The 24840-nt window shown below is 68.0% G+C and carries 25 protein-coding genes and 1 riboswitch; of the genes, 14 read left to right on the top strand and 11 right to left on the bottom strand.

Annotated elements, in window-relative coordinates:
- Nucleotides 1-28: 28 nt before the first annotated feature.
- A riboswitch (cobalamin riboswitch) is annotated at nt 29-228 on the bottom strand.
- A 379-nt stretch (nt 229-607) separates the two neighbouring features.
- The 3 genes from K1Y73_RS06375 to K1Y73_RS06365 form a co-directional block, all read right to left on the bottom strand.
- Nucleotides 608-1039, bottom strand: coding sequence for a glyoxalase superfamily protein (locus tag K1Y73_RS06375; RefSeq protein ID WP_225027286.1), 432 nt, complete (start codon nt 1037-1039; stop codon nt 608-610).
- Complete coding sequence (locus K1Y73_RS06370) at nt 1036-2415, bottom strand: MATE family efflux transporter (RefSeq protein ID WP_225027285.1); 1380 nt, start codon at nt 2413-2415, stop codon at nt 1036-1038. The genes K1Y73_RS06375 and K1Y73_RS06370 overlap by 4 nt, the downstream gene beginning before the upstream one ends.
- A 482-nt stretch (nt 2416-2897) precedes the next feature.
- Nucleotides 2898-3602 carry an ArsR/SmtB family transcription factor gene (locus K1Y73_RS06365; RefSeq protein WP_225027283.1) on the bottom strand — a complete coding sequence of 235 codons (705 nt, stop codon included), beginning with the start codon at nt 3600-3602 and terminating at the stop codon, nt 2898-2900.
- Between the two features lie 121 nt (nt 3603-3723).
- Between K1Y73_RS06365 and K1Y73_RS06360 the strand changes: the two genes are divergently transcribed.
- The 4 genes from K1Y73_RS06360 (at nt 3724) to K1Y73_RS06345 (ending at nt 7247) form a co-directional block, all read left to right on the top strand.
- Complete coding sequence (locus tag K1Y73_RS06360; protein ID WP_225027281.1) at nt 3724-4974, top strand: MFS transporter; 1251 nt, start codon at nt 3724-3726, stop codon at nt 4972-4974.
- Between the two features lie 230 nt (nt 4975-5204).
- Nucleotides 5205-5993 (top strand): alpha/beta hydrolase family protein, encoded by a 789-nt coding sequence (locus tag K1Y73_RS06355; protein ID WP_225027279.1) that lies wholly within the window; start codon nt 5205-5207, stop codon nt 5991-5993.
- Nucleotides 5994-6153: 160 nt separating this feature from the next.
- On the top strand, nt 6154-6558 hold the full coding sequence (locus K1Y73_RS06350) for a DoxX family protein (protein WP_225027278.1): 405 nt from the start codon (nt 6154-6156) through the stop codon (nt 6556-6558).
- On the top strand, nt 6558-7247 hold the full coding sequence (locus K1Y73_RS06345; RefSeq protein ID WP_225027277.1) for a TetR/AcrR family transcriptional regulator C-terminal domain-containing protein: 690 nt from the start codon (nt 6558-6560) through the stop codon (nt 7245-7247). The genes K1Y73_RS06350 and K1Y73_RS06345 overlap by 1 nt, the downstream gene beginning before the upstream one ends.
- Before the next feature lie 36 nt (nt 7248-7283).
- On the opposite strand, the gene K1Y73_RS06340 is transcribed toward K1Y73_RS06345, so the two are convergent.
- Nucleotides 7284-7907, bottom strand: coding sequence for an NADPH-dependent F420 reductase (locus tag K1Y73_RS06340; RefSeq protein WP_225027275.1), 624 nt, complete (start codon nt 7905-7907; stop codon nt 7284-7286).
- Nucleotides 7908-8014: 107 nt separating this feature from the next.
- Between K1Y73_RS06340 and K1Y73_RS06335 the strand changes: the two genes are divergently transcribed.
- Nucleotides 8015-8911, top strand: a complete 897-nt coding sequence (locus K1Y73_RS06335) for a LysR family transcriptional regulator (RefSeq protein ID WP_225027274.1) — start codon at nt 8015-8017, stop codon at nt 8909-8911.
- Nucleotides 8912-9217: 306 nt separating this feature from the next.
- Nucleotides 9218-9526 (top strand): DUF2834 domain-containing protein, encoded by a 309-nt coding sequence (locus tag K1Y73_RS06330; protein WP_225027273.1) that lies wholly within the window; start codon nt 9218-9220, stop codon nt 9524-9526.
- Nucleotides 9527-9644: 118 nt separating this feature from the next.
- Here the strand turns inward: K1Y73_RS06330 and uxaC are convergent, their stop codons facing one another.
- The 6 genes from uxaC to K1Y73_RS06300 all read right to left on the bottom strand — a co-directional run bounded on the left by uxaC (nt 9645) and on the right by K1Y73_RS06300 (nt 15796).
- Complete coding sequence (gene uxaC, locus K1Y73_RS06325) at nt 9645-11039, bottom strand: glucuronate isomerase (RefSeq protein WP_225027272.1); 1395 nt, start codon at nt 11037-11039, stop codon at nt 9645-9647.
- A gap of 1 nt (nt 11040) precedes the next feature.
- Nucleotides 11041-12333 (bottom strand): TRAP transporter large permease, encoded by a 1293-nt coding sequence (locus K1Y73_RS06320; protein ID WP_225027271.1) that lies wholly within the window; start codon nt 12331-12333, stop codon nt 11041-11043.
- Nucleotides 12330-12821, bottom strand: coding sequence for a TRAP transporter small permease (locus tag K1Y73_RS06315; RefSeq protein ID WP_225027270.1), 492 nt, complete (start codon nt 12819-12821; stop codon nt 12330-12332). The genes K1Y73_RS06320 and K1Y73_RS06315 overlap by 4 nt, the downstream gene beginning before the upstream one ends.
- Before the next feature lie 63 nt (nt 12822-12884).
- The gene (locus tag K1Y73_RS06310) at nt 12885-13859 is read right to left on the bottom strand and encodes a C4-dicarboxylate TRAP transporter substrate-binding protein (protein ID WP_225027269.1); all 975 of its coding nucleotides are present in this window, start codon (nt 13857-13859) and stop codon (nt 12885-12887) included.
- 15 nt (nt 13860-13874) lie between these two features.
- Nucleotides 13875-15083: an AGE family epimerase/isomerase gene (locus K1Y73_RS06305; RefSeq protein WP_225027268.1), complete on the bottom strand. Its 1209-nt coding sequence runs from the start codon at nt 15081-15083 to the stop codon at nt 13875-13877.
- Nucleotides 15080-15796: a GntR family transcriptional regulator gene (locus tag K1Y73_RS06300; RefSeq protein ID WP_225027266.1), complete on the bottom strand. Its 717-nt coding sequence runs from the start codon at nt 15794-15796 to the stop codon at nt 15080-15082. Before K1Y73_RS06300 ends, K1Y73_RS06305 begins: the two co-directional genes overlap by 4 nt.
- 100 nt (nt 15797-15896) lie before the next feature.
- Between K1Y73_RS06300 and uxuA the strand changes: the two genes are divergently transcribed.
- Genes uxuA through K1Y73_RS06285 form a run of 3 tightly spaced genes read left to right on the top strand, consistent with a single transcriptional unit; the run spans nt 15897 to nt 19485 of the window.
- On the top strand, nt 15897-17111 hold the full coding sequence (gene uxuA, locus K1Y73_RS06295; RefSeq protein WP_225027264.1) for a mannonate dehydratase: 1215 nt from the start codon (nt 15897-15899) through the stop codon (nt 17109-17111).
- On the top strand, nt 17108-18571 hold the full coding sequence (locus K1Y73_RS06290; protein ID WP_225027262.1) for a mannitol dehydrogenase family protein: 1464 nt from the start codon (nt 17108-17110) through the stop codon (nt 18569-18571). The genes uxuA and K1Y73_RS06290 overlap by 4 nt, the downstream gene beginning before the upstream one ends.
- The gene (locus K1Y73_RS06285; protein WP_225027260.1) at nt 18568-19485 is read left to right on the top strand and encodes a sugar kinase; all 918 of its coding nucleotides are present in this window, start codon (nt 18568-18570) and stop codon (nt 19483-19485) included. The genes K1Y73_RS06290 and K1Y73_RS06285 overlap by 4 nt, the downstream gene beginning before the upstream one ends.
- Here K1Y73_RS06285 and K1Y73_RS06280 read toward each other — a convergent pair.
- A complete protein-coding gene (locus tag K1Y73_RS06280; RefSeq protein ID WP_225027259.1) occupies nt 19482-20471 on the bottom strand; it encodes an alpha/beta hydrolase family protein in 990 nt (329 codons plus the stop codon). The two genes, K1Y73_RS06285 and K1Y73_RS06280, sit on opposite strands and share 4 nt — an antisense overlap.
- Nucleotides 20472-20592: 121 nt before the next feature.
- Between K1Y73_RS06280 and K1Y73_RS06275 the strand changes: the two genes are divergently transcribed.
- The 5 genes from K1Y73_RS06275 to K1Y73_RS06255 all read left to right on the top strand — a co-directional run bounded on the left by K1Y73_RS06275 (nt 20593) and on the right by K1Y73_RS06255 (nt 24751).
- Nucleotides 20593-21630: a helix-turn-helix domain-containing protein gene (locus K1Y73_RS06275; RefSeq protein ID WP_225027258.1), complete on the top strand. Its 1038-nt coding sequence runs from the start codon at nt 20593-20595 to the stop codon at nt 21628-21630.
- A gap of 73 nt (nt 21631-21703) precedes the next feature.
- A complete protein-coding gene (locus K1Y73_RS06270; RefSeq protein WP_225027256.1) occupies nt 21704-22147 on the top strand; it encodes an Rrf2 family transcriptional regulator in 444 nt (147 codons plus the stop codon).
- 3 nt (nt 22148-22150) lie between these two features.
- Nucleotides 22151-23035, top strand: coding sequence for an NAD(P)/FAD-dependent oxidoreductase (locus K1Y73_RS06265; protein WP_225027254.1), 885 nt, complete (start codon nt 22151-22153; stop codon nt 23033-23035).
- A gap of 198 nt (nt 23036-23233) precedes the next feature.
- Nucleotides 23234-23497, top strand: coding sequence for a helix-turn-helix domain-containing protein (locus K1Y73_RS06260; RefSeq protein WP_225027253.1), 264 nt, complete (start codon nt 23234-23236; stop codon nt 23495-23497).
- Between the two features lie 9 nt (nt 23498-23506).
- Nucleotides 23507-24751: a type II toxin-antitoxin system HipA family toxin gene (locus tag K1Y73_RS06255; RefSeq protein ID WP_225027252.1), complete on the top strand. Its 1245-nt coding sequence runs from the start codon at nt 23507-23509 to the stop codon at nt 24749-24751.
- The last annotated feature ends 89 nt before the right edge of the window (nt 24752-24840 follow it).

Genomic DNA, 24840 nt, shown 5'->3' with positions numbered 1-24840 from the left:
TATCCCTCTCCGGACCCCACGTCCGGGCTTGGTTCATGTCATGATGGCAGGTCTCCTGACTTCGCGGGTCAAAGCGCGCTCCGCCTTCCCGATGCATCCGCATCAGTGGCTGTCGGAGGTTGCTCGCCGCTTACAGTTGCGGGGGCAGTCGCGGATTTGGCACCGGGGTGCCGCACCGTGTTCCCTTTTCATCCGGCGTGAACCGGAACCATCGCGGGCAACATGCGGACCGGGATCGAGGTTGTCAATGCGGGTGTGTCATCATACGCCGGACGGGTTCAGCAGACGTCGAAAGATCCAAACAGCGGCATCCAGACGGCCGGTTCTGTCTACAGCGATTGTCGCGATTGCCGCAGCACACGCGGGTGGCGGCTTTTCCAGGATTGCCGCAAGCGCAATGCCGCGCCGCCATCCGTCGGCGTTCCGGCCCTTTGTGCAGGCCCGAGGCGGGATGCTGCATTATGCTCCAGAGACAAGCGTGGCCGGAAAGCCCACGTTCAATTGATGCCGCAGCAAGGGGCGCGGCCACGACGGTGGCGCTGGGGACAAAGCAGAAATCCAGCACCGTTTCCCGCCCGTCAGCCAAGAACAGCCCCGCTTTCCGGCGTTAGTACGGCGGGCCCATGTCTGTTTCCACAATCAACTGGGGGGCCCCGTCTGAGGTATGACGATGCGCGCGGCCATGTTCGTCAATCATGGCAGTGACCTGGCGGCGCAGGTTCGAAAAGCTCTCGAACCTGACCACATCGACCGGCGTATCGAAGCGGATTGAGATACGCCGATGGCTGGCCGGACCGGACAGGCCGATGATCTGCCCGGTGAAAGGCTGACCAAGATAATGGCCGCGCACGCGGTCATTCACGGCGAGCTCGGCCGGAGCATTGCGCAAAGCCAGCCGCGCGTGGAGCGTATTCCAATCCCGCGCACCTTGCTGTCTGGCGACCAGTTCCAGCGCCTGCGAATGACTGATCGTGGTTCCCTGCGCCAGCAGCGCGGCGCGCAAAGCCTTCGCCTGTGCCTTCGCCTCATCAATGGTCATGCCCGCTCCTCCACAGTGCCGGCCCTGCGCAGGACGTTGCACCCCACCATTGCCGCAAGGGCAAGAATGATCGTGTCCGCGAGCGGAAAGGCCAGCCAGATGCCCCGCACACCGAAGGCGGCACAAAGCCCCACGATGAGAAGGGGCAAGAGAAGCCAGGGCTTCACCAAAGTCAAAGCCGCAGTCCGGCCCGGCTGGCCGAGGGCCTGGAAATACAGCGCAAGGACAAGGACCGGGCCGGATAAGGCATAAAGCAACAGCATCGGTCGCAGGATCGTGGCAACGCCGGCGATCACGGCGGGGTCGTCGCTGAACCAACGGCCAAGGGCTGTTCCCGCGAAGATCCCGACCAGCGCCACCGACAGGCACCAGACGAAGGCGCCGGCCATCGCCAGCCGCAAGGTGGCGCGCGCACGGTCATTTCGTCCTGCACCGGCGTTGTTGCCGACAATGCTTTGCATCGCCAGTGCAAGTGCCATCTGCGGCAGGAAGGCAAAGCCCAAAAGCCGCGTTGCGACGCCATAGGCGGCAACCAAGGCCTCATGCCCCGGCCCGCCGGAAAATCGCAGCGACAGGATCACCAGACTGGCGACCAGGGCGATGCCAATGAAACTGAGACACAGCGGCAGACCCAGCCGAACGATCTGCGACCACGCCCCGTACCAGCTCTGCCTGCGCAAAACAGAAAGTGGCAACAGGCCCTTGCTGCCCCCCCTCATGCCGACCAGCAGCGCCAGACCAAGCGTCTGCGCCGTGACGGTGCCGAGGGCTGACCCGGAAATCCCAAGATCAAGCACAACGATCCCCAGCCAGTTCGCCCCGATGTTGAGCAGGTTGACCAGCACGGAAAGGCCGGCAATCAGACCCGCGCGTCCCTCATTGCGCAGGGCATCGGCATGAATGCCAAGCACGAGCTGGACCGGCGCGCCAAGAAGAATGATCGTCAGATAGTCCTGCGCCGATCTGGCAATGCTGGGGCTGCCCGCAGCCAGGGTATCGACAATCACAAGGCCGAAAATAGCCCAAAGCACTGCAAAACCAGCAGAAATCGCCAGCGCCAGCCCATGCGCCTGGGTGAAGATCCGCCCGGCGGACACGCGATCGCCTGCGCCCAGATCCCGCGCCATCAGGCTCGACATGCCACCGCCCACAAGCGTCGTCAGCGCCGACAGCACCATGGCCACCGGGAAGGCCAGGCTCACGGCCGCGAGCGCGTCTGCCCCGATGAAATGTCCGACGAAAATCCCATCGACGACATTCAGAACGCCGCCCATCGACATGACCACGGCCATGGGAACAGCGTTCGACAGAAACAGCCGCCCGATCGGGGCGGTCAGAAAAGAATTGACCTGTTGGTCAGCGTGCCGCACAGACATCGCCCACTCCTCATAAGAGGCATTTCAAGGTGGAATGGGGGCCTGCATTGCCCACCGCGCGAAATGCTTCGAGGGTGAGGTGTCTTGTCATCCGGGCTTCACCGTGGCTCGCGCCGCAGGCGGCAGGTGCCGGAACCATGGGCAAAGGCCATAGCAGGCGAGTGCGGTCAGGTCAAACACCCTCGCAATCGCAAAAATGCCGGGGTCGGCGGCGTAGGGCTCAACCAGCCTTTCAACCGGGTCCGAGAGCGCTGAAGCCAATGACTGCTTCAGGTCCGAAGGGACATGCTGCAGCACGGCGACCGTTGGGTTCCGCTCATCCGGTTGATCGCCGCCAAGGCAGGCCTGGCCGGCCCATGCCGGTCATCCATGCGGCGCACAGCGAACGCCCGCTTCCCGCCCCTCGCCGTCGCGCGGCGCCTTCGGCCTGCGAGACGGCATTCCCAGGACCCGCCGTTCAGCCCTTGATGCGGTGGCCGGCCTTAGCCCGCGCGCATCTCAACCCCGAAGGCCTGCCGGAAGCCGATCCGGCCGGCCGGCGTGATCTCCAGCGCGCGGGTGCCCGGGCGGCGCCGCACCCAGGCCTGATCCAGGGCATGCGCGCAGATCGCCGCCCCCAGGGCGCCGGCCAGATGCGGGCGGCGCTCGCTCCAGTCCAGACAGGGGCGGCAGACCGGGCGGGTGCCGCGCGGATCGGCCCCGAATTGCAGGATGCCGAGCGCCTGCATCTGCGCCCGCCCGGCCTTTGACAGTGCTGCGGCATCGCCCTCGATCTCGACCGCGCCGCTGGCGCGCAGCGCATCGGCGATGCTGACGCCAAGCGCCCCCGCGAGGTGATCATAGCAGGTGCGGGCCTGCCGCAGGGCCGCATCCCTGGGGCCTGTACGAGGCAGGGGCCGGGCCAGCGTGACGCCGCCCGCAATCTGCATGACGCTTTCGATCATCCGCGCCACCTCGGCGCTGGCCAGGCGGTGATAGCGATGACGGCCCTGCTTTTCGGCGCTGATCAACCCGACCGTGGCCAGCCGGGCCAGGTGGCCGCTGGCCGTCTGCGCCGTGATCGCGGCAACTTCGGCCAGTTCGGTGGCGGTCAGGGCGCGCCCGTCCATCAAGGCCGCCAGCATGGCGGCCCGCGCGGGCTCGCCCACGGCGGCGGCGATCTCGGCGATGCGGTTCGATGTGGCCATCTGGCTCTCCCGGTTCTGCCACAGCCTAGCGCAAGCCGGGGCCGAATGCTTCGGCTTTCACCGAAGCATCGCGGCCCGGGCCTGGCCCATAACCGGCGCGACATCATCGAGAGCCTCGCCCATGACCCTGCCTTCCCCCGCCGCCCGGCCGTTCTTCGGCTGGCATGTCGTCGCCGCCACCTTTCTTCTGGCCACTTTCGGCTGGGGCGTGGGCTTCTATGGCCCGCCGGTGTTTCTATACGCGGTCGTCGCGCGCACCGGCTGGCCGGTGGCGATGGTCTCGGCGGCGGTGACGGTGCATTTCCTGTTCGGGGCCGGGGTGGTGGCCAATCTGCCCCGCCTGTATCGGCGCCTGGGCGTGCCCGTGGTGACGGTGGCCGGAGCGGCGCTGCTTGCCCTGGGCATCCTTGGCTGGGCGCTGGCGGCACAGCCCTGGCAGCTGGTCCTGGCGGCATTGGTAAGCGGCGCGGGATGGGTCGCGATGGGGGCCGCCGCGGTCAACGCGCTGATCGCGCCCTGGTTCAGCCTGCGCCGCCCCGCCGCCCTTGGCATGGCCTATAACGGGGCAAGCCTGGGCGGCGTCATCTTCTCGCCGCTGTGGATCGCGCTGATCTCGGGCATGGGCTTTGCCCCTGCAGCGCTGGCCGTCGGCGGGGTCATGCTTGTCGCGGTCGGGATGCTGTCGGTGCTGGTGTTCCGCCACACGCCCGAGGGCCTGGGCCAATCCGCCGATGGCGCAGGGCATGCGGCCCCGCAGACCGTTCCGCGCAGGGCGCCGCTCAGCCGATCCTTCCTGCGCGACCGCAAGTTCCTGACCCTGGCCGCCGGCATGATGCTGGGGCTCTTCGCCCAGATCGGGCTTCTTGCACATCTGTTCTCGGTGCTGGTTCCGGTGCTGGGCGAGGGGAGGACGGGCCTGGCGATGGGCGGCGCGACGGTTGCCGCGATCCTGGGGCGGTCGCTGGTCGGCTGGACGATGCCCGCCGCCGCCGACCGCCGGCTTGTGGCCTGTGCCAGCTACGGGGTGCAGGTGATCGGCTCGGTCTTGTTCCTTCTGGCGGCGGGCGAGGCGGGTCTGTGGCTGGTGCTGGGCATCGCGCTGTTCGGGCTGGGCATCGGCAATGCGACCTCGCTGCCGCCCCTGATCGCCCAGCAGGAGTTTTCCCCGGCCGAGACCGCCCGCGTGGTGCCGCTGATCGTGGCGATCGGCCAGGCCGGATATGCTTTCGCTCCGGCGGCGTTCGGGCTGCTGCGCATGGGCGACACTGCCGGAACGGCGGTGCTGTTTCTTTGCGCCGCAGCCATCCAGCTTGCCGCGATCGCCTGTCTGCTTCTGGGGCGAGAAGGGCAGGGGCGCCCGACGCAAGGATAACGGCGCAGCGGGCCGGGTCACAGCCTGGCCTGCCGCGCGGCAGCGGTTCCGAAATCCGCTGCCGGATCAAGGCCTCGGCAAAGCCATCGCGATCGTGATAGTCAGGGTCGGCGCGCCCGGTATTTGCAGGGCGGGCGCCCCCTCGGCCCAGAACATGCCCTGAAATGACACACGCACCCACGCCCAACCACCCCCACCCCTTCGACCTGGCGGCCTCGCTGCCGGTCCGTTTGCCCGAGGCCCGGATCCGCTATGGCGCGGAAAGCCCGGTTCAATACGCCGATCTGCGCCTGCCGAAAGATGCTCCACCGCCGGCAGGCTTCCCGGTTGTCGTCTTCGTGCATGGCGGCGGATGGACGGCGGATTGGAGCAAGGACTATGCCTCGCCCTTTGTCGAGGCGCTTGCCGAGGCCGGGTTTGCCACCTGGGATCTGGAGTTCCGGCGCCTCGGAAATCTGGGCGGCGGCTATCCGGGCACCTTTCACGATGTTGCGGCGGGCGCAGACCACCTGTCCGAGATCGCCCTTCACCACCCGCTTGACCTGCGCAGGGTGATTGCAATCGGCCATTCCACGGGCGGCCACCTTGCCTTGTGGTTGGCCGGAAGGCGAAATCTGCCAGCGGGAAGCGCGCTTTACACGCCCGATCCCTTGCCGCTGAAAGGGGTGATCTCGCTTGGCGGCGTCAATGATCTGGAAGCCTCGCTCAGGATCGGCAACCGGACAGACATACTGACCCTGCTGGGGGTGTCGTCCCTGCCCGAAGCGATGCCCCGCTTTGCCGAAACCTCGCCGGCGCAGCTGTTGCCCTTCGGTATCCCGCAAGTCCTGGTTGCCGGAAGCCTTGAAGATGCCTGGCGCAAGGAGATGACGGCCTCCTATGCCGAACGGGCCAGGCAGAGTGGCGACGCCGTGGATCTTGTGACGCCAGAGGGCATCGATCACTTCGATATCGTTGACGCGCAAGGCCCGATGCTTGCGCCGATCGTCGGGCAGGCCAGGCGTCTGGTCGGCAGCTGACCCTGTCAAATCCGTCGATGACCTGCGCGCCTTTCGCGCCGGATGCGGCCTGCCGGGGGCGGACGGACCGGGCTTTCCGCAGGTCCGGCACATTTATCAGACTTGAAAGTCTGATAAATTAATTATTATACCCAGATGTATGATAATTATCTGAGGCCCCATGGACACCTTCATCACGCTCGCCCTAAGCCACCCCGCAGCCATCGTGGTTGCCAATATCGTGCTGACCTTCGTCTTCTGGATGGCGGGGCTGTTCGGGCTGTTCAACTTCAAGGCCATCGTTCAGGAGATGGTCGACGTGAACCTGCCGGCCCCGCGTCTGTTCGCCGTGGCGACGATCGCGACCCAGTTGCTGGGCTCGGCCCTGGTGATCAGCAATATCGGCGGGCTGGGCTGGCTTGGTGCCGGCGCGCTGGCGGTGTTCCTGATCCTGACCATTCCGATCGGCCACCCGTTCTGGACCTATTCCGAACCCAAGCGCACGCATGAGTTCCACATCGCGCTGGAACATGTCACCGTGGTCGGCGGGCTGATGATGGCGGCGATCCTTTCGGTCCTGGCCTGATGGTGCCGGACCTGCCCGACCCCACCCCCGCGCCCGACCCCACCCCCGCGCCGGACCCGCAGGCCAAGCGCCCGCGGGGGCGGCCGAAGGACGATGCAAAGCGCACGGCGCTTCTGGATGCCGCCCGCCTGCTGTTTCTGGCGCGCGGCATCGAGGTTGGCATGGATGAGGTCGCCGCCAAGGCGGGCGTGGCCAAGGCGACGCTTTACGCCAATTTCTCGGATAAAAGTACGTTGATCGAAGCGGTGATTCGGCGCGAGGCCGATATCACGATCACCGATGACCAGTTCGCCCGTGCAACCGAGGTGCCGATCGCAGAGGCCCTGGCGGCCTTTGGCACCCGGTATGTCACCTTCATCAACAATCGCGATCTCTTGGGATGGGATCGGCTGATCGCCTCGCTGGAAGCGCAGGAGGACGAGCTGCCGAAGCGGTTCTTCGAAGCGGGGCCCGGGCGCGGGCAGCGCATTCTTGCCGCGCTTATCGAACATGCCATCGCGCGGGGCCAGCTCAGGCAGGCCAGCAGCGCCGAGGCCGCCGACGCCCTGACCGGGCTCTGGCTTGGCTTCGTGACGCTGGAGATCAAGCTGGGCGTCCGGCCGCCCCTGACCGAGGTGGAAATCCAGCAGCGGGTGGCACGCGGCGTGGACATCTTCCTGACCGTTTACGGCCCGCCCGGCGGGAAATAGGAAAGGCGGGGGATCCCCCGCCTTTCGTCTTTGCAATCAGGCGGCGATTTCGATCCAGCCCGGTGCGCGCGACGTGCCTTTGCCAAGCCCATAGCCAAAGCGGATGTTCAGCATGGCCAGCGGCTCCAGCAGCCGGGCCGCGCCCAGATCGCCGGTCCGCTCGGGGGTGAAGCCCGCCTGCTCGACCAGCGCAGCCACGGCATCGACGGCCGTTTCGTCATTGCCCGCCAGGAACACCGGAACCGCGGCGGTCGCCGCGCGCTCGGCCCCGAACAGGCCTGCGAAGATGGTATTGAAGCCCTTGACGACCTTGGCCCCCGGGGCGCGCTTCTGGATCTCTTCGGCGGCCGAGCTGGTATGGCCCAGTTGCAGCCCCGAGAAATCGGGCAGCACCGGGTTGGTGATGTCGACCACGATCTTGCCCGCAAGGCCCGGCAGGGCCGCGACGTCCAGAGCGGCCTCATAGCCAAGCGCCAGAATGACGATATCGGCCCCGGCAATCGCCGCATCGACGCTGACGCCCCGCGCGCCCTTCAGCTCTGCCGCCAGCTTCTCCGCGGCGTCCAGGTTGCGGCTTGCGAGAAGCAGGTCCGTCTGCCCCGACAGGCGCTGCGCCAGCCCCTTGCCCATGTTCCCCAGACCGATGATTGCCGTTGTCATGATGATGTTCCTTGTGATTTCGCCCTTGTTCAGTCGGGAAGATAGCCCTGAGGCATCATTGCGTGTAGAGATTGAATGATAGATTCTGAATTGCAGGATTGTATCGGATGAGCGAGATCCCCGAACTGGAAACCTTCGTGTCGGTGGCCGGCGCCGGCAGCTTTGCCGAGGCTGCGCGTCGCCTTGGCGTCTCGCCCGCGATGGTCGGCAGACGGGTGCAGTCGCTGGAAGATCGCTATGGGGTGCGCCTTGTCGAACGCACCACCCGCACCCTGCGGCTTACCCCGCGCGGGCAGGAGTTTCTGGCGCAGGCCACGCAGGTTCTGGACGGGCTTGAGGCGCTGTCGGGGATCGGCGATGCGAAGGGCGGGTTGAAGGGGCGGGTCAGGATCTCGGGGCCGACCACGCTGGGCACAAAGAAACTGACGGCAATTCTGGCCGGTCTGGTCGAGACGTCCCCCCAGTTGATCATCGAACTTGCGCTGAATGACCGCCGGGTTGACCTGATCAGCGAAGGGTATGATCTGGCGATCCGTGTGGGCAATCTGAAGCCCAGCGGGCTGATCGCGCGGCGGATCGGGACCTACCGTTTCGTCTGCTGCGCCGCGCCCGCGTTCCTGCTGCGCCACGGGGTTCCGGACAAGCCCGCCGACCTTGCCACTTTGCCCTGCATCCTGAACCTGAACCTGACCACCCGCGATCAATGGCGCTTCCTGACACCGGCGGGCGCGCCGGTGCTGGTCGATGTGAAAGGTGCGCTGGAACTTGACTATGACGAGGCGCAGCGCGTGGCGGCATTGGCAGGTGCCGGCATCGTGCAGGTTCCCCTGCACCTTGTCGAAGAGGATCTGGCGCGCGGAACGCTGGTCGAGGTGCTGGAGGGATGGGGCAAGCCGGAACTGCCGATTCACGCCGTCTTTCCATCGCGCCGCTTCATACCGCAAAGGGTGTCGGCCGTCATAAACGCGATCGTCGAGGGATTGCGGGAAGCCCCGGAGCCGTGATCCGCCGGCGGGCTTTGGCCTTCGCGCCGCCCGGATTTCCTGCCGCCCGGATTTCCCGGCGTGCCGGTCGCCCGTATGGTCAAGGGGCCCTACGCCCCGGCGCTTCGGTGAGCCGCCATCGTCGTCTGTCCGGTTCCGTCACGGGCCGGGATGCGGCCCCGGATCGACCCGTGATCGGGGGCCATGGCAAAGGCATTCGAAGCGGCAGGCAGCGCCGATTCCCCGCGCAGGCCGCGGGAAGGTCTGATATCCCCCGCGCCGGAGGCCCGACCCGGCCCCGGGACGTCGCTGAAGGGGGAAACGCACATGACGCTCAGAAACTTCTATCTCGCCATGGCGATTGTCGGCACGGTGGTGCCCTGGCTGTTCTTCGGGGCCTTCTTCGCCCAGAACGGGCTGGCCCTGCCGCTGTTCCTGCAATCGCTGTTCGCCAATGGCCCGGCGGCCGGTTTCTCGGCCGATGTGCTGATTTCGATCGCGATCTTCTGGGTCTGGTCCTGGCAGGACGCGGGGCAGCATCAGGTCGCGCGGTGGTGGCTGGTGTTGCCGGCCAGCTTCTTCGTGGGCCTGTCGCTGGCGCTGCCGCTGTATCTGTATCTGCGCGAACGGGCGTGACGGCGCCGTTCCGGGGCGGCGCAGGGGCCGGATGATCCCTGCGCCGCCCCGGCAAGGATGGCAGGCGGCTGCCGCCGCGCGGTTTGGCCGCGGCAGCCGCTGATCCGGGTAGGGGGCGTCAGCCCAGCCGATAGCCCTCGCGCGCCAGGCCGCCGGCCAGCAGGGGCGCCAGCGCATAGGCCTCGTCCTCGTCCAGCCGGTGGGTCACCACCAGCTCTGCCAGGAAGCCGCAATCGGTGCGGCGGCTGACATCATGGCGGGCGGGGATCGAACACAGGGCGCGGGTGTCGTCGTTGAAACCCACGGTGTTCAGGAAGCCCGCCGTCTCGGTCGCCATCTCGCGGAAGCGGCGGATGCCTTCGTAGCTGTCATGGAACCACCAGGGCGGGCCCAGGCGCAGGCAGGGATAGGCGCCGGCGAGCGGCGCCAATTCGCGCGCATAGGTGGTTTCGTCCAGCGTGAACAGGATCATGCGGAAGGCCGGATCCAGCCCCACGGCATCCAACAGGGGCTTCAGCGCGGCGGTGAAGCCGACCTGCACCGGAATATCAAAACCCCGGTCGCGGCCATAGCGCGCGAAGACGCCGGGGCTGTGGCTGCGGAAGGACCCGGGATGCAGCTGCATCACCAGCCCGTCTTCCGCCGACATCTTCGCCATCTCGGTCAGCATCTGGGCCCGGAACAGCTCGGCCTCGGCAGCCGAGGCCTTGCCGGCGCGCACACGGTCGAACAGAGCCGAGGCTTCGGCCGCCGAAAGGTTGGCGGTCTGGGCGGTCGGATGTCCATGGTCGGTGGCCGTGGCGCCTTCGGCCTTGAAGAAGGCCCGCCGCGCGCGATGGGCATCGAGATAGCCCTGCCAGGCGCCGGTATCGCAGCCGGTGATCTCGCCCAGCCGGTCCAGTGCCGCGGCAAAGCCCTCACCCTCGGGGTCGATCACCGCATCGGGCCGATAGGTCGGCACGACCCGGCCCGTCCAGCCGCTTTCGCGCGCCTGCCGGTGCCAGTGCAGATCGTCCAGCGCGGAATCGGTGGTGGCGATGACCTCGATCCCGAAACGGTCATACAGCGCCCGCGGCCGATAGTCCGGCCGGGCCAAAAGATCGCCGATCGCATCGAAATGCGCATCGGCATTGGCGGGGGACAGCCGGTCCTGCAGCCCGAAGACCTCGGACAGGGCATGGTCGACCCACAGGCGCGAGGGCGTGCCGCGGAACAGATGGTACTGCGCGGCAAAGCAGCGCCAGATCGCGCGCGGATCGGTTTCCGCCCCCGGCCCGATCCCCAGGGCCTCGTAAGGCACGCCCTGGCTGACCAGCATCCGCACCACGTAATGGTCGGGGATCACGAACAGCTCGGCCGCATTGGCGAAGGCGGGGTTTTCCCCCCACCAGCGCGGATCGGTATGGCCATGCGGCGAGACGATGGGCGCATCGGCCACGGTGGCATAAAGCCCCCGCGCCAGGGCACGCGTGCCCGGATCGGCGGGGAACAGGCGGTCGGGATGCAGCAGCATCTCAGCCCCCCATCATCATGTCGGGCAGGAACATCACGATCTGCGGGAACAGGATCATGATCACCACCACCGCCAACACGGCCAGCGCCAGGGGGATCAGCTCGATCGTGTATTCCTTGTACGAGCATTTCAGGATGCCGCAGACGGTGAACATCGACACGCCCACCGGCGGGGTCATGCCGCCAAAGGTGACCAGCGTCATCATGATCAGGCCGAAATGCACCGGGTCGATGCCGGCGGCGGTGATCACCGGCACCAGGATCGGCGTCAGCAGCATCACGATGACCGTCGCCTCGACCAGCATCCCGAACAACAGCAGGAAGACCGCGATGGTGAACAGAAGGGCGGTCTGCGACGAGAACAGGCCCATCGTCACTTCGGCCAGCGTCTGGGGCACGCGTTCAAAGGTGATGACATAGCCGAAGGCGCCCGACAGCAGGATGATGAACATGATCATGCCGATGTCGCGCACCGACAGCAGCAGCGCGTCGATGATCGAGGCCAGCGTCAGCTCGCGATAGATCACCACGCCCACGACCAGCGCATAGGCCACGGCAAAGGCGCCTGCTTCCGAGGGGGTGAAGATGCCGAACCGGATGCCGACGATCAGCCAGATCGGGAAAAGGATGGCCCAGAAGCTGGTCTTCACCGCCGAGATCACTTCGCGGAAGGTCGGCAGGCGGTCATTCACCGGCTTGTAATCGCGCTTCTTGGCGATCCAGGCGGTGGCGATCATCAGCGCGATGGTCAACAGAACGCCCGGCACGATCCCGGCGATGAACAGCCGCCCGATCGAGACCTCGCCCAGGAAACCATAAAGGATCAGCCCCAGGCTGGGCGGGATCGTCGCGGTGATCAGCCCGCCCACCGACAGAAGCGCCGCGGTGAAGCCCTTGGAATAGCCTTCCTTGATCATCGGCCCGCCCAGGATGCGCGACTGCATCGCCGCATCGGCGACGGCCGAGCCCGAAATGCCACCCATCAGCGCCGACAGAAGCAGGCTGACCTGGGCCAGCCCGCCGCGCATCCAGCCCGCGCAGGTCGAGGCCAGCGTCATCATCCGCGGTGTGATGCCCGATCCGTTCATCAGATGGCCGACCAGGATGAACAGCGGCACCGCCAGAAGCGGGAAGGACTGGCTGGCCGCGATGATCCGCTGCACGGCGGTCACGTCGGGCATAAAGGTGGTGGGCAAAAGGAAATAGGCCAGGCTTGCCACGCCGATGGCGAAGGAAACCGGCATGCCGATGACCATCAGGGCCAGGGCGGCGACAAGAAGCAGGAAAGAGATCACAGCAGTTGCTCCCCGTCGCGGTGTTCGGGTTCGATTGAGAAAAGCAGGCCATGGCCGACAAGGCGGCGGATCATCGAGACGATCATCAGCGCGCAGCCGACGGGGAAGGCCAGCGTGACCCAGCCATAGGACAGGCCCGAGGCGCCCATCTCGCGCGCCCAGTTCGACATCGCCAGATGCCAGCCCAGCCAGCCGCAATAGCCCAGAAAGCCGATGATGCAGACGACGCAGATCAGATGCAGCAGCCGCCGCCCGTTCGGGGGCAGCGCGTCGGGCAGGGCCGAGATGCGGATATGCTCGCCGCGCTTCATCACCAGATCGGCGCCCAGCATGCAGGTCCAGATCAGCAGCAACTGCGCGATTTCGGGGCCGGAGGGCACCGGATGACCGACTGAGCGGCCAACGGCCCCGACCAGCACGGCACCGACGGTGCCTGCAAGCAGGACAACCGCCACAAGCTCTTCGAGCTTGTCGAACAGTTTCAGCATAAATTCCTCCCTGCCCCTTCCCGGGGGATCGGGCGCGACGGGATCGCCGCGCCCGCTGCGATTTTACTTGGCGGCGTCGATATAGGGCTGCAGGGCGGCCCGGGCCTCTTCCAGGCCCAGCTGGGCATAGACGCCCGCGGTCAGGGCCTTGAAGTCCTCGGGGTTCACCTCGTTCACCACCATGCCGCCGGCCTTCATCTCGGCCAGGACTTCCTCGCCCTTGGCCACGGTCGCGGCCGAGGCCGCATCGCCGGCCTTGGCCAGTTCCTCGACCAGGATCGTCTGCTGTTCCGGGGTCAGGGTCTTGAACCAGGCTTCCGAGGTGGTCAGGCCGGTCACCAGCTGCACATGGTTGGTGAAGGCCAGGTTGCCGGTCACTTCATGCAGCTTGATGCCGTAAGCCCCGGTCAGCTGCGCCTCGGCGCCGTCGATCGCGGCCAGTTGCAGGGCGGAATAGACTTCCGACCAGGGCATCGGCACGGCGGTCGCGCCCATGGCGTTCACAGTCGCCAGCCAGCCGGGCGCGTCGATGGTGCGGACGCGGACGCCGGCCAGATCTTCGGGCTTGGTCACCGGCTTCTTGGTGAACATCTGCCGCGAGCCCTGGAACCAGTTGTAGTTCAGCAGGCGCAGGCCGGACGAGGCGGCCAGTTCCTCGACCCAGGCCTTGTAGGGCTCGGACGCGGTGATCGCGGCATATTGGGTCCATTCATCGACCAGATAGGGGGCCGACAGGATGCCCAGCTCTTTCTGGAACGGCGCCAGACGGCCGGCATCGACCAGAACGGCAATCGCCGCGCCGTTGCGGATCTGCTCCAGCACGTCATTGTCCGAGCCAAGCTGCGAGGACGGATAGACCGTCACCTGAATCTCGCCATTGGTCCGCGCCTCGATCTGGGTCGCGGCTTCTTCCATGGCCATGGCCAGCGGGTCCGTCGCGTTCTGCGAGGTGGACAGCGCGAACTGAACCTCGGCGAAAGCCGCCACCGCCGAGGACGCAAGCAGCGCCGCGGCCAGCCCAAGTGTCTTGAAATTCATCCTTTTTCTCCTCCTTCAGGTGTTATGGGGCCGGGGGATGCCCGGCCAGAGTCCGGCACGCGCGCCTTCTGTCAGCGCAAGCACAAGATGGTATTGCAGCCGCGTCAGCGCTTCGGACCACAGCGGGCGGCCCTGGGCATCCAGCCGGTTCACGAAGGCCGGGCGGCCCGAGACCCACTGCGCGAAGACCAGGCACAGCAGCTGCTGCGCGCGGGGGCCCATGCCGGCCTCGCCCGCGGAATGGCGCAGGGCGAACAGCTTGATCGCTTCGGTCTGCGGCCACAGAAGATGGGTGGGCTCGGTCACGCCGCCTTCGGCCGAGACCGCGTCATAGGCGGCGCCGGCCAGCGGGCCCGTCGGCGCAAAGCCCTGCGCCTCGGCGAAGGCTTCCAGCCGGCGCGCGGTGTCCAGCACCGCGGCATCGCCGCCCAGTTCGACCTCGCGGCGCAGCAGCCAGGCCCATTCGCATTGATGCCCCGGCTCGCGCCGCAGACCGTCGGCGCCGGGCAGGGGGCGCAGGTCGGGGGTCAGAAACTCGGCAATGCTGCCGGTCTGGGCGTCCAGGAAATGCCGCAGCGCAAGCGCGCGCACATCGGCGGCGCGGGTCTGCCACAGCGGATTGCCCGACATCTCGAAGGCCTGAAGGCAGGCCTCGTACAGATGCATATGCGGGTTCTGCGCCCGGGGCGGCGCACCGGGCGCCGCAGGGGCCGCCACGCCGTCATCTTCCAGCAAAAGCCCGGTCGCGGGATCGGTCAAAGTGGTCGACAGCGCCTGCCAGCAGGCCTCGATCTCTTGCGCGACCGAAGCCGAGGGCGACAGCCGGTTCCAGGTCGCCAGGCCCAGGAGGACGAAGGTCTGGTCATAGCTGCGCGCCAGAACGTCCAGCGGCTGGCCGTCGCGACCGATCATCCGGCGGTACAGACCCGGCGCCTTGCGATAGCGCGGCAATACCGCGACCTGCCGCTTGGCCGCGGCGGTCAGCGCCGGGTCGCCCGACAGCAGCGCCAGATGCGCCAGGGTGAACAGGCTGCGCGCCTGGGCCAGCACCGTGCGCCCGGCTTCGGGATCGGCCCGGCCCTCGGCATCCAGCGCATCGAGCAGCCCGCCCTCGGGGTCGGTCGCGCGGCGCAGCCAGTCGGGCAGCGACACCGACCAGAACCAATCCGCCCAATCCCCGGCACTGCGTGTCATCGCCCGGTCCAGGGCCTGCGCGGCGGTCACGGCATCGCCTCCAGGCCGTCATGCCCGTCGAAAAAGGCAGGGTAGGTGGCGACGATTCCGGGCAGATCGACCACGATCTCGCGCAGATGGCCACGCATCGCGGCCTCGGCCCGCGCCGGATCGCGGGCGCGGATCGCCTCGACCACCTCGGCATGCTGCGAGATCAGCCGCTCGCGCGAGAATTGCCGCGCGCTGATATGGCGGACGCGGTTCATGTGGATCTTCATCTCTTCCAGCCGGTCGGCGACCGCGGCCTGACCGGCCTGCTCGGCCAGCGCGCGGTGGAATTCCTCGTCCACGCGCATGAAGTCTTCGCCCGCGGCATCGGCGGGCAGGGCGATCTGCTCGGCCATCCGCGCGTCCAGGATCTCCAGCGCAGCGCTATCGGCCAGCTCGGCCACGCGCCGCACGATATCGGCCTCGACCGCTTCGCGGATGAAGCGGGCGGTGATGACGGCGGGGACGGAAATCAGGCTGACGAAGGTGCCGCGCTGGGGGCGCACCTCGACCAGCAGTTCCTCGGCCAGCTTGATGAAAGCCTCGCGCACCGGCTGGCGCGAGACGGAATAGGCCAGCGCGATCTCGGTTTCGGAAATGCGCGATCCCGGCGGCATGTCGCCCCGGATGATCCGGTCGCGCAGCAGCCGGTGCAGCTGCGGCCCGACAGCCGCACCCTGCGCCAAAAGCGATGCTTTCGCCAGAATCGTATCCATCCCGTCCTCCCCGCAAAAGGGTTACTGCCATACTTCCATACTAGTCAACAGATTTGGCGCATGGTATCCGACAGGCAAAGGCAAGGGAGGAGATTGGGCAATGCGGCAAACCTGGCGTTGGTTCGGGCCGAAGGATCTGTGTTCGGTCGATGACATGCGGCAGGCCGGCGTCGAGGGCGTCGTCTCGGCGCTGCACCACGTCGCCACGGGGGCGGTCTGGACGCCCGAGGAAATCGCCCGCCGCCAGGCCGAAATCGCCACGATGAAGGATGGCAGCCCCTCGGGCCTGGCCTGGGAAGTGGTGGAAAGCCTGCCGGTTTCCGAAGACATCAAGAAGCAGAAGGGCAATTGGCGCGACCATCTGGCCAATTGGAAAACCTCGATGCGGCACCTGCGCGCGGCCGGGATCGAGGTCATCTGCTACAACTTCATGCCGGTGCTGGACTGGACCCGCACCGATCTGGCCTGGCGCCTGCCCACCGGCGGCACCTGCATGCGATTCGACCTGATCGACTTCGCGGCCTTCGACATCCACATCCTGGCCCGCCCCGGTGCGGCGAATGATTTCCCGGCCGAGGTGGTCGAGGCGGCGGCGCGGCGCTTTGCCGCGATGACCGAGGCGCAGAAGCAGGATCTGGCGAAGAACGTGGTCTTCGGCCTGCCGGGTGCGGCCGAAAGCTTCAGCCTGGACGATGTGCGCCGGCATCTGGCCGAATATGCCGATCTGCCCGCCGCGCAGCTGCGCCAGCATCTGATCGATTTCCTGGCCGAGGTCACGCCCATCGCGCAAGAGATCGGGATCCGGCTGTGCTGCCATCCCGACGATCCGCCGTTTCCGCTGCTGGGCCTGCCGCGCGTCATGTCGGTCGAGGCGGATTATCGCGCGGTTCTTGATGCGGTGGACCTGCCGGCCAATGGCGTCACGCTCTGCGCTGGGTCCTTGGGCGCGCGGCCCGACAATGACCTGCCGGGCATGATGGACCGGCTGGGCGACCGGGTGCATTTCCTGCATCTGCGCAATGTGTTGCGCGAAAGCGGTGACATCGCCGGCAGCTTCCACGAGGCCGAGCATCTGGGCGGCGGCACCGATATGGTCGCGCTGATCGCCGCGGTCCTGCGGCAGGAACGCAAGCGCAAGGCCGCGGGCCGGGCCGATGCCTCGATCCCGTTCCGTCCCGACCATGGGCAGGACATCATCGACGATCTGGGCCGCAAGGCGCAGCCCGGCTATCCGACCATCGGGCGGCTGAAGGGCCTGGCCGAATTGCGCGGCATCATGACCGCGCTGGACCATCCGGTCGAGGGTCTGCGGTGAGCCGGCTCGAGTCGCTTACGGCGCTGCATGGCCCGGCGCGCCTGCCGGGCTATGATCCGCAGGCGCATGGCCGGGGCATCGTGCATCTGGGCATCGGCGCCTTTCACCGCGCCCATCAGGCGGTGATGACCGATGATGCGCTGGCCGCACAGGGCGGCGACTGGCGGATCACCGGGGTCAGCCTGCGGTCCACCGAGGTGGCGCAGGCGCTGAACCCGCAGAACGGGCTTTATACGCTGATCGAACGCGGTGCCGCCGGCACTTCGGCCCGGGTCATCGGGGCGATCCGCGATGTGATCGCCGCCGATCCCGCTGCCACCCTGGCCGCGCTGGTCGACGCGCAGGTGCGCATCGTCACGCTGACCGTGACCGAAAAGGGCTATGGCATCGACCGCGCCCGCCGCGCGCCCGATCCGCGCCACCCGGCCGTTGCGGCCGATCTGGCCGACCCCGCCCATCCCTCGGGCGCGCTGGGCCTGTTGACCGAGGCGCTGCGGCTGCGGCGCGCGGCCGGCGTCGCGCCCTTCACCGTTCTGTGCTGCGACAACCTGCCGGAAAATGGCGCGCTTCTGCGCGATGGCGTGACCGGATTTGCCCGGATGCGCGATGCCGATCTGGCCGACTGGATCGCCGCTGAGGTCGCCTTCCCCTCGTCCATGGTCGACCGCATCACCCCCGCCGCCACCGCCGAGACCCTGGCCGAGGCGGAACGTCAGACCGGCTGCACCGATCTGGCCGCGATCGAGACCGAACCCTTCCTGCAATGGGTGATCGAGGATCACTTCCCCACCGGCCGCCCGGCCTGGGAGGCGGGGGGCGCGCTGTTCGTCTCGGACGTGGCGCCCTATGAACGCATGAAGCTGACCATGCTGAATGGCAGCCATTCGATGCTGGCCTATGCGGGCTTCCTGTCGGGGAAGAAATATGTGCGTGACGTGATGGCCGATCCCGCGCTGGCGGCGCTGGTCGCGCGCCACCATGCGGCCGCGGCCTCGGTTCTGCCGCCCTTGCCGGGCATCGACCTTGCGGCCTATGCCGCCGCGTTGCAGGACCGCTTCCGCAACCCCGCCATCGCGCATGAAACCTTCCAGATCGCGATGGACGGGACCGAGAAACTGCCGCAGCGGATCTTCCAGCCCGCGCTTGTCGCGCTGGAGCAGGGCCTGCCGCTGCGCCCCTTCGCCTTCGCCACCGCCGCCTGGATGCGCTATGCCTTGGGCGAAACCGATGCCGGCCAGGCCTATGCCCTGCGCGACCCGCGCGAGGCCGAGATCCGCACCGCCCTGGCCGGCCTGCCCCGCGATGCCGCCGCGATCGGTGCCGCGCTGATGGATCTGCCCGGCTTCCTGCCCCCGGCGCTGCGCGACGCCGCCGACTGGCGCCGCTCGGTCACCGAGGCGCTGGGCCTGATCCTGGCGCAGGGCATGGCCCATGCCGTCGGCCACGAGGCCGAGGCATGAGCCGCTTCCTGTCGATCGGCGAGGCCATGGTCGAACTGTCCCGCGCCGGGGCGGGCGAGGACAGCGATCTGTGGCGCCTGGGATACGCGGGCGACACGCTGAACACCGCCTGGTATGCGCGCGCCTGCCTGCCCGACAGCTGGCAGGTCGATTATCTGACCCGGCTGGGCGCCGATCCCTTCTCGGCCCGGATGATGGACTTTTTGCAGCAGGCGCGGATCGGCACCGCGTTTGTGACCCATGATCCGCAGCGCTCGGTCGGGCTTTACGCCATCGAGCTGCACGAGGGCGAACGCAGCTTCGCCTATTGGCGCGACCGGTCCGCCGCGCGGCTTCTGGCCGAGGATGGCGCCCATCTGGATGCGGCCTTCGCCGCGGCGGATGCGATCTATCTGTCGGGCATCACTTTGGCGATCCTGCCCGAAGCCGGGCGCGCGGCGCTGCTGTCGCGGCTGGCCGCTGCCCGGGCCGCGGGCAAGCTGACCGCCTTCGACCCGAACCTGCGGCCGAAGCTTTGGGAAAGCCCCGAGGCGATGCGCCATTGGCTGACCGAAGCCGCCCAGGGCGCGCAGATCCTGCTGCCCAGTTTCGAGGATGACGCCACCTGGTTTGGCGACGCCTCGCTTGCAGCCTGCGCCACCCGCTGGCTGAAGGCCGGCGCGGCGGAAGTGGTGGTCAAGAATGGCGGCGGCACGATGGGGCTTCATGCCGCGGGCCAGTATCGCGAATGCCCGGTCGAGATGCACAGGCCCGTCGATACGACCGGCGCCGGCGACAGTTTCAACGGCGGCTATCTGGCCGCCCGCCTGGCCGGGCGCGGCCCCGATGCGGCGCTGCGCGACGGGCACGCGATCGCAAGCCAGGTCATCGGCCAGTTCGGCGCCCTTGTTGCCCTGCGCCAGACGCCCGGCTAAGGCCGCGCACCGGCCAGCGCATCGCGGATCGCGGCGATGAGTGCTGCGTGACTCTCGGCGCGCGCGCCCGGGTCCTGCCCGCAAAGCGCAGGGTCTTCGCCCTCGTCCCGCAGGATCTGCGCGCCGGCCTGGGTGCAAAGGGCAAAGGCATCGGCGGTCTGCGCCCTGGGAAAGGCGATCTGCCGGGCAGGGGGCGGCCCGGCCAGGGGCTGCGGCCCCAGCGTCATGATCAGGGCCGGAAGCGCGGCCCCCTGCGCCTTTGCGGGGAAGGCCTTCAGATATTCCGGCGCGATCGCCACGGCGAAGGCGATCCGGCTGTCCGCACCGGGCCTGCCCAGCTCGGCCTGATCCACCCGGTCCATCGTCACGGATTGCGCGGCGAACCAGGCGCAATCGGGGTCCTCCTGCACCGGGCCGCTGCAGGCGCGAAGATAGGCCTCGGGATCGAAGGCCGCGCCGGCCAGCGACAGCGCCGCCGTGCCGCCAAGCGCAAAGCCCAGAACCGAAATCCGCCCCGGATCGACATGGCCGGACCAGACCGGATCGGCAAGGATCCGGTCCAGCCCGCGGCGGATATCGCGGCGGCGCTGCCAGATCTCATCCACCGCCGCCGCCGCCGTCGCCGGGGCGGGCGCATTGACTTCGACCACCAGAAACCCCTCGGCCGCCAGCGCCGCCGCAAGCCAGGCCCCGGAATCCGCGGCCGAGCGAAGACCGCCATGCGACAGAAGGATCAGCGGCAACCGCCCGCCCGGGACGCGTGCATCCGGCACCGCCGGCGTTGCCTCAAACACGGCATTGCCGCCGATCGGCACCGTGTCCCCGCCCTGCGCGGGATACCACAGCGACAGGGAAAGCGGCCGGTCCGGCGCCGTGTCATCGGTCAGGACGGCATGGCCGGGCACGGGATCCGCGGCACAGGGCAGGGCAAGAGCGGGGGCGATAAGGACAAGACTGGTCGCAATCTGGGCAAGAAGACGTTTCATGGCACACTCCATCATCGCAGGGCGGATCGCGCAAAACCGCCGGGCCCGGCGTCCTGGATCCGGGATTCAGGTCGCCTGAAACCGGATTTCGGCGCAGAAGCGGGCTGAGAGAGGTGTTCCCATGCTGATGCTGCCCATTCCCGCCTTCATCGCCCTGTGCCTGGTCTTCCTGGCCTTGCGCGCCGCGCTGGCGGGCGGGCGCGGGGGATTGGCGATCTTTCTGTCGGCCTGCGCGCTGCAGGCGCTGGGGATCGCGCTGGCGGCGGGATACGGGATCCGCGAGCTGCGGCCGATCCTGCCGGTCACGGCGGCGATGATCCCGCCGCTGGCCTGGCTGGCCTTCACCGCAGGCCTGTTCCGCGCCCCGTCCTGGCGCGAGGACGGTCTGCATCTTGCCGCGCCGGCCTTCTGCCTGTTCTGCCGCCTATACGCGCCACAGACGCTGGATCTGGCGGTGTCGCTGGTGTTCGCGGGTTATGGCGCGGCCATCCTGCGCCAGCTGCACCGGGCGGTGGACCTGCCGCTTGCCCGGATCGCGGCGGGCGCGCAGCCCCGGCGGCTTTGGCAGGTCACGGGCGGGCTGCTGATCGCCCTGGCGCTGGGCGATGTGCTGATCTCGCTGGCCTATAGCCGGGGCCATGCCGCCTGGGCCGAGGCGATCATCAGCCTGCTTGCCTCGCTGATCCTGCTGGGGATCGGGCTTCTCAGCAGCACGCCCGAGGCCACGGGCGAGGCGCAGGACCGTGCCGATCCCACCCCCGCGACCCCCGATCCGGCGACCCCCGATCCCGCCACGGCAGATCAGGATCGCGACATCCTGGCCCGGCTGGACGCGCTGTTGCGCAAGGACCGGCTGTTCCTTGATCCCGGGCTGACGCTGCAGCGGCTGGCGCGGCGGATGCGGCTGCCGGAAAAGCGCCTGTCGGCCGCCGTCAACCGCCAAAGCGGCAGCAACCTGTCGCGCCATATCAACACCTGGCGCATTGATCATGCCTGCGATCTGATCGCCGCGGGGCAGCCCATCACCGAAGCGATGCTGGCCAGCGGCTTCAACACCAAATCGAATTTCAACCGCGAATTCCGCCGGGTGAAGGGCCTGAGCCCCGCCGAATGGGCGAAACGGCCGCGGCCGGGCCTGCGCGAGACTGCGAAACTCTGAACTGAGCGGAACCGGGGCAGGGCGCGTCGGGAGGATCTTGACAGACGGCGCGAATCGTAACATCTATAGTTACATGAAACGCGACAGCCGACTTTCCTCGGTCCTGCATGCTCTGCTGCATATGGCCGAGCAGGAGGGGCCCATGACCTCGGAGGCGCTGGGGCAATGCCTTGGCACCAATCCCGTGGTGGTGCGCCGGACCATGGGCCTTCTGCGCGAGGCCGGGCTGGTCCGTGCCGCGCGCGGCCATGCCGGGGGCTGGCAGATCGCGGCCGATCTGGAAACGGTCAGCCTGCGGCGGCTGCACGCGGCCTTGGGCGAGCCTGCAATCTTCGCCATCGGCAACCGGCACGAGACGCCGGACTGTCTGGTCGAGCAATCGGTGAATGCGGCGCTGGAAGGCGCTTTCGCCGAGGCCGAGGCGCTGTTGCTGGCGCGTTTCGCCGACGTGACGCTGGCCGATCTGGCCCGCGATTTCGCCCGCCGCCATGCGCAAAGGCGGGCCGCACAGGAGTAGGGCATGCAAGACGTCATCGTGATCGGGGGCAGCTACGCCGGAATGGCCGCCGCCCTGCAGCTGCTGCGTGCCCGCCGCAAGGTGCTGGTGATCGACGCGGGCCAGCGGCGCAACCGCTTTGCCATCCATTCGCACGGCTTCCTGGGCCAGGACGGGGTCGATCCCGCGGCGATCCATGCCGGGGCGAAGCAGCAGCTTCTGGCCTATCCGACCCTGCGCTGGGTCGATGGCCACGCGGTCGCGCTGACCGGCCGGAAGGATGATTTCCGCGTTGCCACGCAAGACGGCCAAAGCTTTGCCGCCCGCCGCATCCTGCTGGCAACCGGCGTCCGCGACCGGCTGCCCGAGATTCCCGGGCTTGCCGAACGCTGGGGCCGGAACGTGTTCCACTGCCCCTATTGCCATGGCTACGAACTGGGCCAGGGCCGGATCGGCGTGATCGCGACCGGGCCGATGTCGCTGCATCAGGCCCAGCTTTTGCCGGAATGGGGCGAGGTGACCCTGCTGACCAATGGCGCGCTGGCGCTGGATGCCGCCCAGCGGCGCGACCTGCAGGCGCGCGGGGTGACGGTCGAGGACCAGCCGATCGAGCAGCTGCGCGGCGCGGCAGAGGTGGTCTTGCGCGACGGCCGGGTGCTGTCCTTCGCGGGGCTGTTCACCGCGACGCGGACCGAACCGGCCAGCCCCTTGGCCGAGGCGGCCGGATGCGCGCTGGTCGAAACGCCGATGGGCCGCCAGATCCAGACCGCCGACACCAAGGAGACCAGCCTTCCGGGCATGTTCGCCTGTGGCGATGTGGCAAGGCTTCCGCATTCCGTCTCGCTTGCGGTGGGCGATGGCGCCTGGGCCGGCGCGCAACTGCACCGGTCGCTGGTATGGCCGGACTAAGCCGCGCCGGGGCGCCCGGCGCCCCAAGTGCTTCTGCAAGGGGGTGAAGATACCGATCGGTAACATCGGGCGGATTTCGGATCAGATGCTACCTTGCGGTATCATTTCGGCGCTGCCGCTGCAGAAGATACAGCTGTGTATCATATTGCGCTTTCACCGCCGATACGATACACCTGTGTATCATTTGCGCGAGGGCTCATGAACCTGTCCACGGCAGAAGACCGTCTGGCCCGCGAATTCGGCGCCGCGATCCGGGCGCGCCGCAAGGCGCTTGGCCATACCCAGGCGGATCTGGCCGGCATGATCGGCACCAATCGCCGTTTCATCAGCGAGCTGGAGCGGGGCAAGGGCACCAGTTACCTCGCCCCGGCCCTGGCCGCGGCCGAGGCGCTGGGCATGCGCATCGGCACGCTCTTCGCCGACCGGGCAAAGCCGCCCGGCCCGCTGCTTCCGCCGCTGTGAGCCCGGGCCATGCAGCTGTTTTATGAACGCTATCCGGTGGGCGAGATCGTCGCCAGCGCCGGGGGCGCGCCGGCCTTTCGCTATGACCCGGCCTGGCTGGCGCAGGACGGCGCCTTTCCGCTGTCAACCACCATGCCACTTCGCGCCGCGCCCTGGGACTGGCCGGTGCTGGCGCCCTGGCTGATCAACCTTCTGCCCGAAGACACCGAGGCCATCCGCATGATGGCCCGCATCCTGGATGTTCCGCATACTGATATCCTGGCCCTGCTGGGACGGGTGGGGCGCGACACGTCGGGGGCGATCTCGTTCGCCGAGCGCGGCGCGACGGGCAGCGAGGTGCGGGAACTCGGCTCGGAACAGGATCTGGAACGGATCATCGACGAGCTGCCGCGAAAACCCTTCCTTGCCGGCGAAGACGGGGTCTCGATGTCGCTGGCCGGGGTTCAAACCAAGCTGGCCGTGCGCGTGCTGCCGGGGGGGCGGATCGCCATTCCGGTCAATGGCACGGCGTCCAGCCATATCCTGAAGCCCGACAGTGACCGGCTTTGGGGCGGCGTGCAGAATGAGGCGCTGTGCCTGACGCTGGCGCGGCGGGTGGGGCTGCGTGCGCCCGATGTCAGCACGGGCCGGGCGGGGCGGCGGCTGTATCTGCTGGTCGCGCGCTATGACCGGCTGCCGCAGGGTCCGGCGTTGCGGCGGCTGCATCAGGAAGATTTCTGCCAGGCGCTGGGCCTGCCGCCCTCGGCGAAATACCAGCACAACCAGGCGCGCGGCCCGAAGGGCAATTTCGCCGCCATGATGGACCGGCTGCGCGCCATCGGCGGCGCGGCCGAAGTGTTCCGGCTGTGGGATGCGATGGTGTTCAACGTGCTCTGCTGCAACACGGATGCGCATCTGAAAAACTATTCCATCCTGATCCGCGGGGACGGGGTCGACCTTGCGCCGATCTACGATGTGATGTGCGCCACGGTCTGGCCCGGCATCACCGAGAACCTGGCCCTCGATGTCGATGACAAGCGCCGGGGCGCCTATGTCGAGGGGCGGCACTGGGCACGCGAGGCGGAAAAATGCGGGCTGGCGCCAAGGGTAGCGCTGGGCCGCGTCGGGGCACTGGCCAAGGCGATCCCGGATCGGCTGGCCGAGGCGAGGGGGGCTGTTGCCGCCATGCCCGCCGGCGACCATCCGCTGCTGGACGAGGTCGACCAGGCGATCCGCGCCCGCTGTGCCAGCATCCTGAAGACGCTGGATCGCTAGGCGGCCAGCCCGGTTGCGGCGGTCGGCTCGCGGCGGTTGAGTCGCCCTGGCTGCGGCTTTCGCACGCCTTGCCCTGGCCGGGTGACGGC

Source organism: Xinfangfangia pollutisoli, assembly GCF_020179405.1.
GTDB classification, from domain to species: domain Bacteria; phylum Pseudomonadota; class Alphaproteobacteria; order Rhodobacterales; family Rhodobacteraceae; genus Pseudogemmobacter; species Pseudogemmobacter pollutisoli.
The sequence above is the reverse complement of the archived record's forward strand: the minus strand, read 5'-3'. Positions and strand labels throughout refer to the sequence as shown.

What these genes read in the sequence shown, in the direction of transcription:
- K1Y73_RS06375 (WP_225027286.1), bottom strand. Translation starts at nt 1,039, where the DNA reads ATGACCATTGATGAGGCGAAGGCACAGGCGAAGGCTTTGCGCGCCGCG.
- K1Y73_RS06370 (WP_225027285.1), bottom strand. Translation starts at nt 2,415, where the DNA reads ATGTCTGTGCGGCACGCTGACCAACAGGTCAATTCTTTTCTGACCGCC.
- K1Y73_RS06365 (WP_225027283.1), bottom strand. Translation starts at nt 3,602, where the DNA reads ATGGCCACATCGAACCGCATCGCCGAGATCGCCGCCGCCGTGGGCGAG.
- K1Y73_RS06360 (WP_225027281.1), top strand. Translation starts at nt 3,724, where the DNA reads ATGACCCTGCCTTCCCCCGCCGCCCGGCCGTTCTTCGGCTGGCATGTC.
- K1Y73_RS06350 (WP_225027278.1), top strand. Translation starts at nt 6,154, where the DNA reads ATGGACACCTTCATCACGCTCGCCCTAAGCCACCCCGCAGCCATCGTG.
- K1Y73_RS06345 (WP_225027277.1), top strand. Translation starts at nt 6,558, where the DNA reads ATGGTGCCGGACCTGCCCGACCCCACCCCCGCGCCCGACCCCACCCCC.
- K1Y73_RS06340 (WP_225027275.1), bottom strand. Translation starts at nt 7,907, where the DNA reads ATGACAACGGCAATCATCGGTCTGGGGAACATGGGCAAGGGGCTGGCG.
- K1Y73_RS06335 (WP_225027274.1), top strand. Translation starts at nt 8,015, where the DNA reads ATGAGCGAGATCCCCGAACTGGAAACCTTCGTGTCGGTGGCCGGCGCC.
- K1Y73_RS06330 (WP_225027273.1), top strand. Translation starts at nt 9,218, where the DNA reads ATGACGCTCAGAAACTTCTATCTCGCCATGGCGATTGTCGGCACGGTG.
- uxaC (WP_225027272.1), bottom strand. Translation starts at nt 11,039, where the DNA reads ATGCTGCTGCATCCCGACCGCCTGTTCCCCGCCGATCCGGGCACGCGT.
- K1Y73_RS06315 (WP_225027270.1), bottom strand. Translation starts at nt 12,821, where the DNA reads ATGCTGAAACTGTTCGACAAGCTCGAAGAGCTTGTGGCGGTTGTCCTG.
- K1Y73_RS06310 (WP_225027269.1), bottom strand. Translation starts at nt 13,859, where the DNA reads ATGAATTTCAAGACACTTGGGCTGGCCGCGGCGCTGCTTGCGTCCTCG.
- K1Y73_RS06300 (WP_225027266.1), bottom strand. Translation starts at nt 15,796, where the DNA reads ATGGATACGATTCTGGCGAAAGCATCGCTTTTGGCGCAGGGTGCGGCT.
- uxuA (WP_225027264.1), top strand. Translation starts at nt 15,897, where the DNA reads ATGCGGCAAACCTGGCGTTGGTTCGGGCCGAAGGATCTGTGTTCGGTC.
- K1Y73_RS06285 (WP_225027260.1), top strand. Translation starts at nt 18,568, where the DNA reads ATGAGCCGCTTCCTGTCGATCGGCGAGGCCATGGTCGAACTGTCCCGC.
- K1Y73_RS06280 (WP_225027259.1), bottom strand. Translation starts at nt 20,471, where the DNA reads ATGAAACGTCTTCTTGCCCAGATTGCGACCAGTCTTGTCCTTATCGCC.
- K1Y73_RS06275 (WP_225027258.1), top strand. Translation starts at nt 20,593, where the DNA reads ATGCTGATGCTGCCCATTCCCGCCTTCATCGCCCTGTGCCTGGTCTTC.
- K1Y73_RS06270 (WP_225027256.1), top strand. Translation starts at nt 21,704, where the DNA reads ATGAAACGCGACAGCCGACTTTCCTCGGTCCTGCATGCTCTGCTGCAT.
- K1Y73_RS06265 (WP_225027254.1), top strand. Translation starts at nt 22,151, where the DNA reads ATGCAAGACGTCATCGTGATCGGGGGCAGCTACGCCGGAATGGCCGCC.
- K1Y73_RS06260 (WP_225027253.1), top strand. Translation starts at nt 23,234, where the DNA reads ATGAACCTGTCCACGGCAGAAGACCGTCTGGCCCGCGAATTCGGCGCC.
- K1Y73_RS06255 (WP_225027252.1), top strand. Translation starts at nt 23,507, where the DNA reads ATGCAGCTGTTTTATGAACGCTATCCGGTGGGCGAGATCGTCGCCAGC.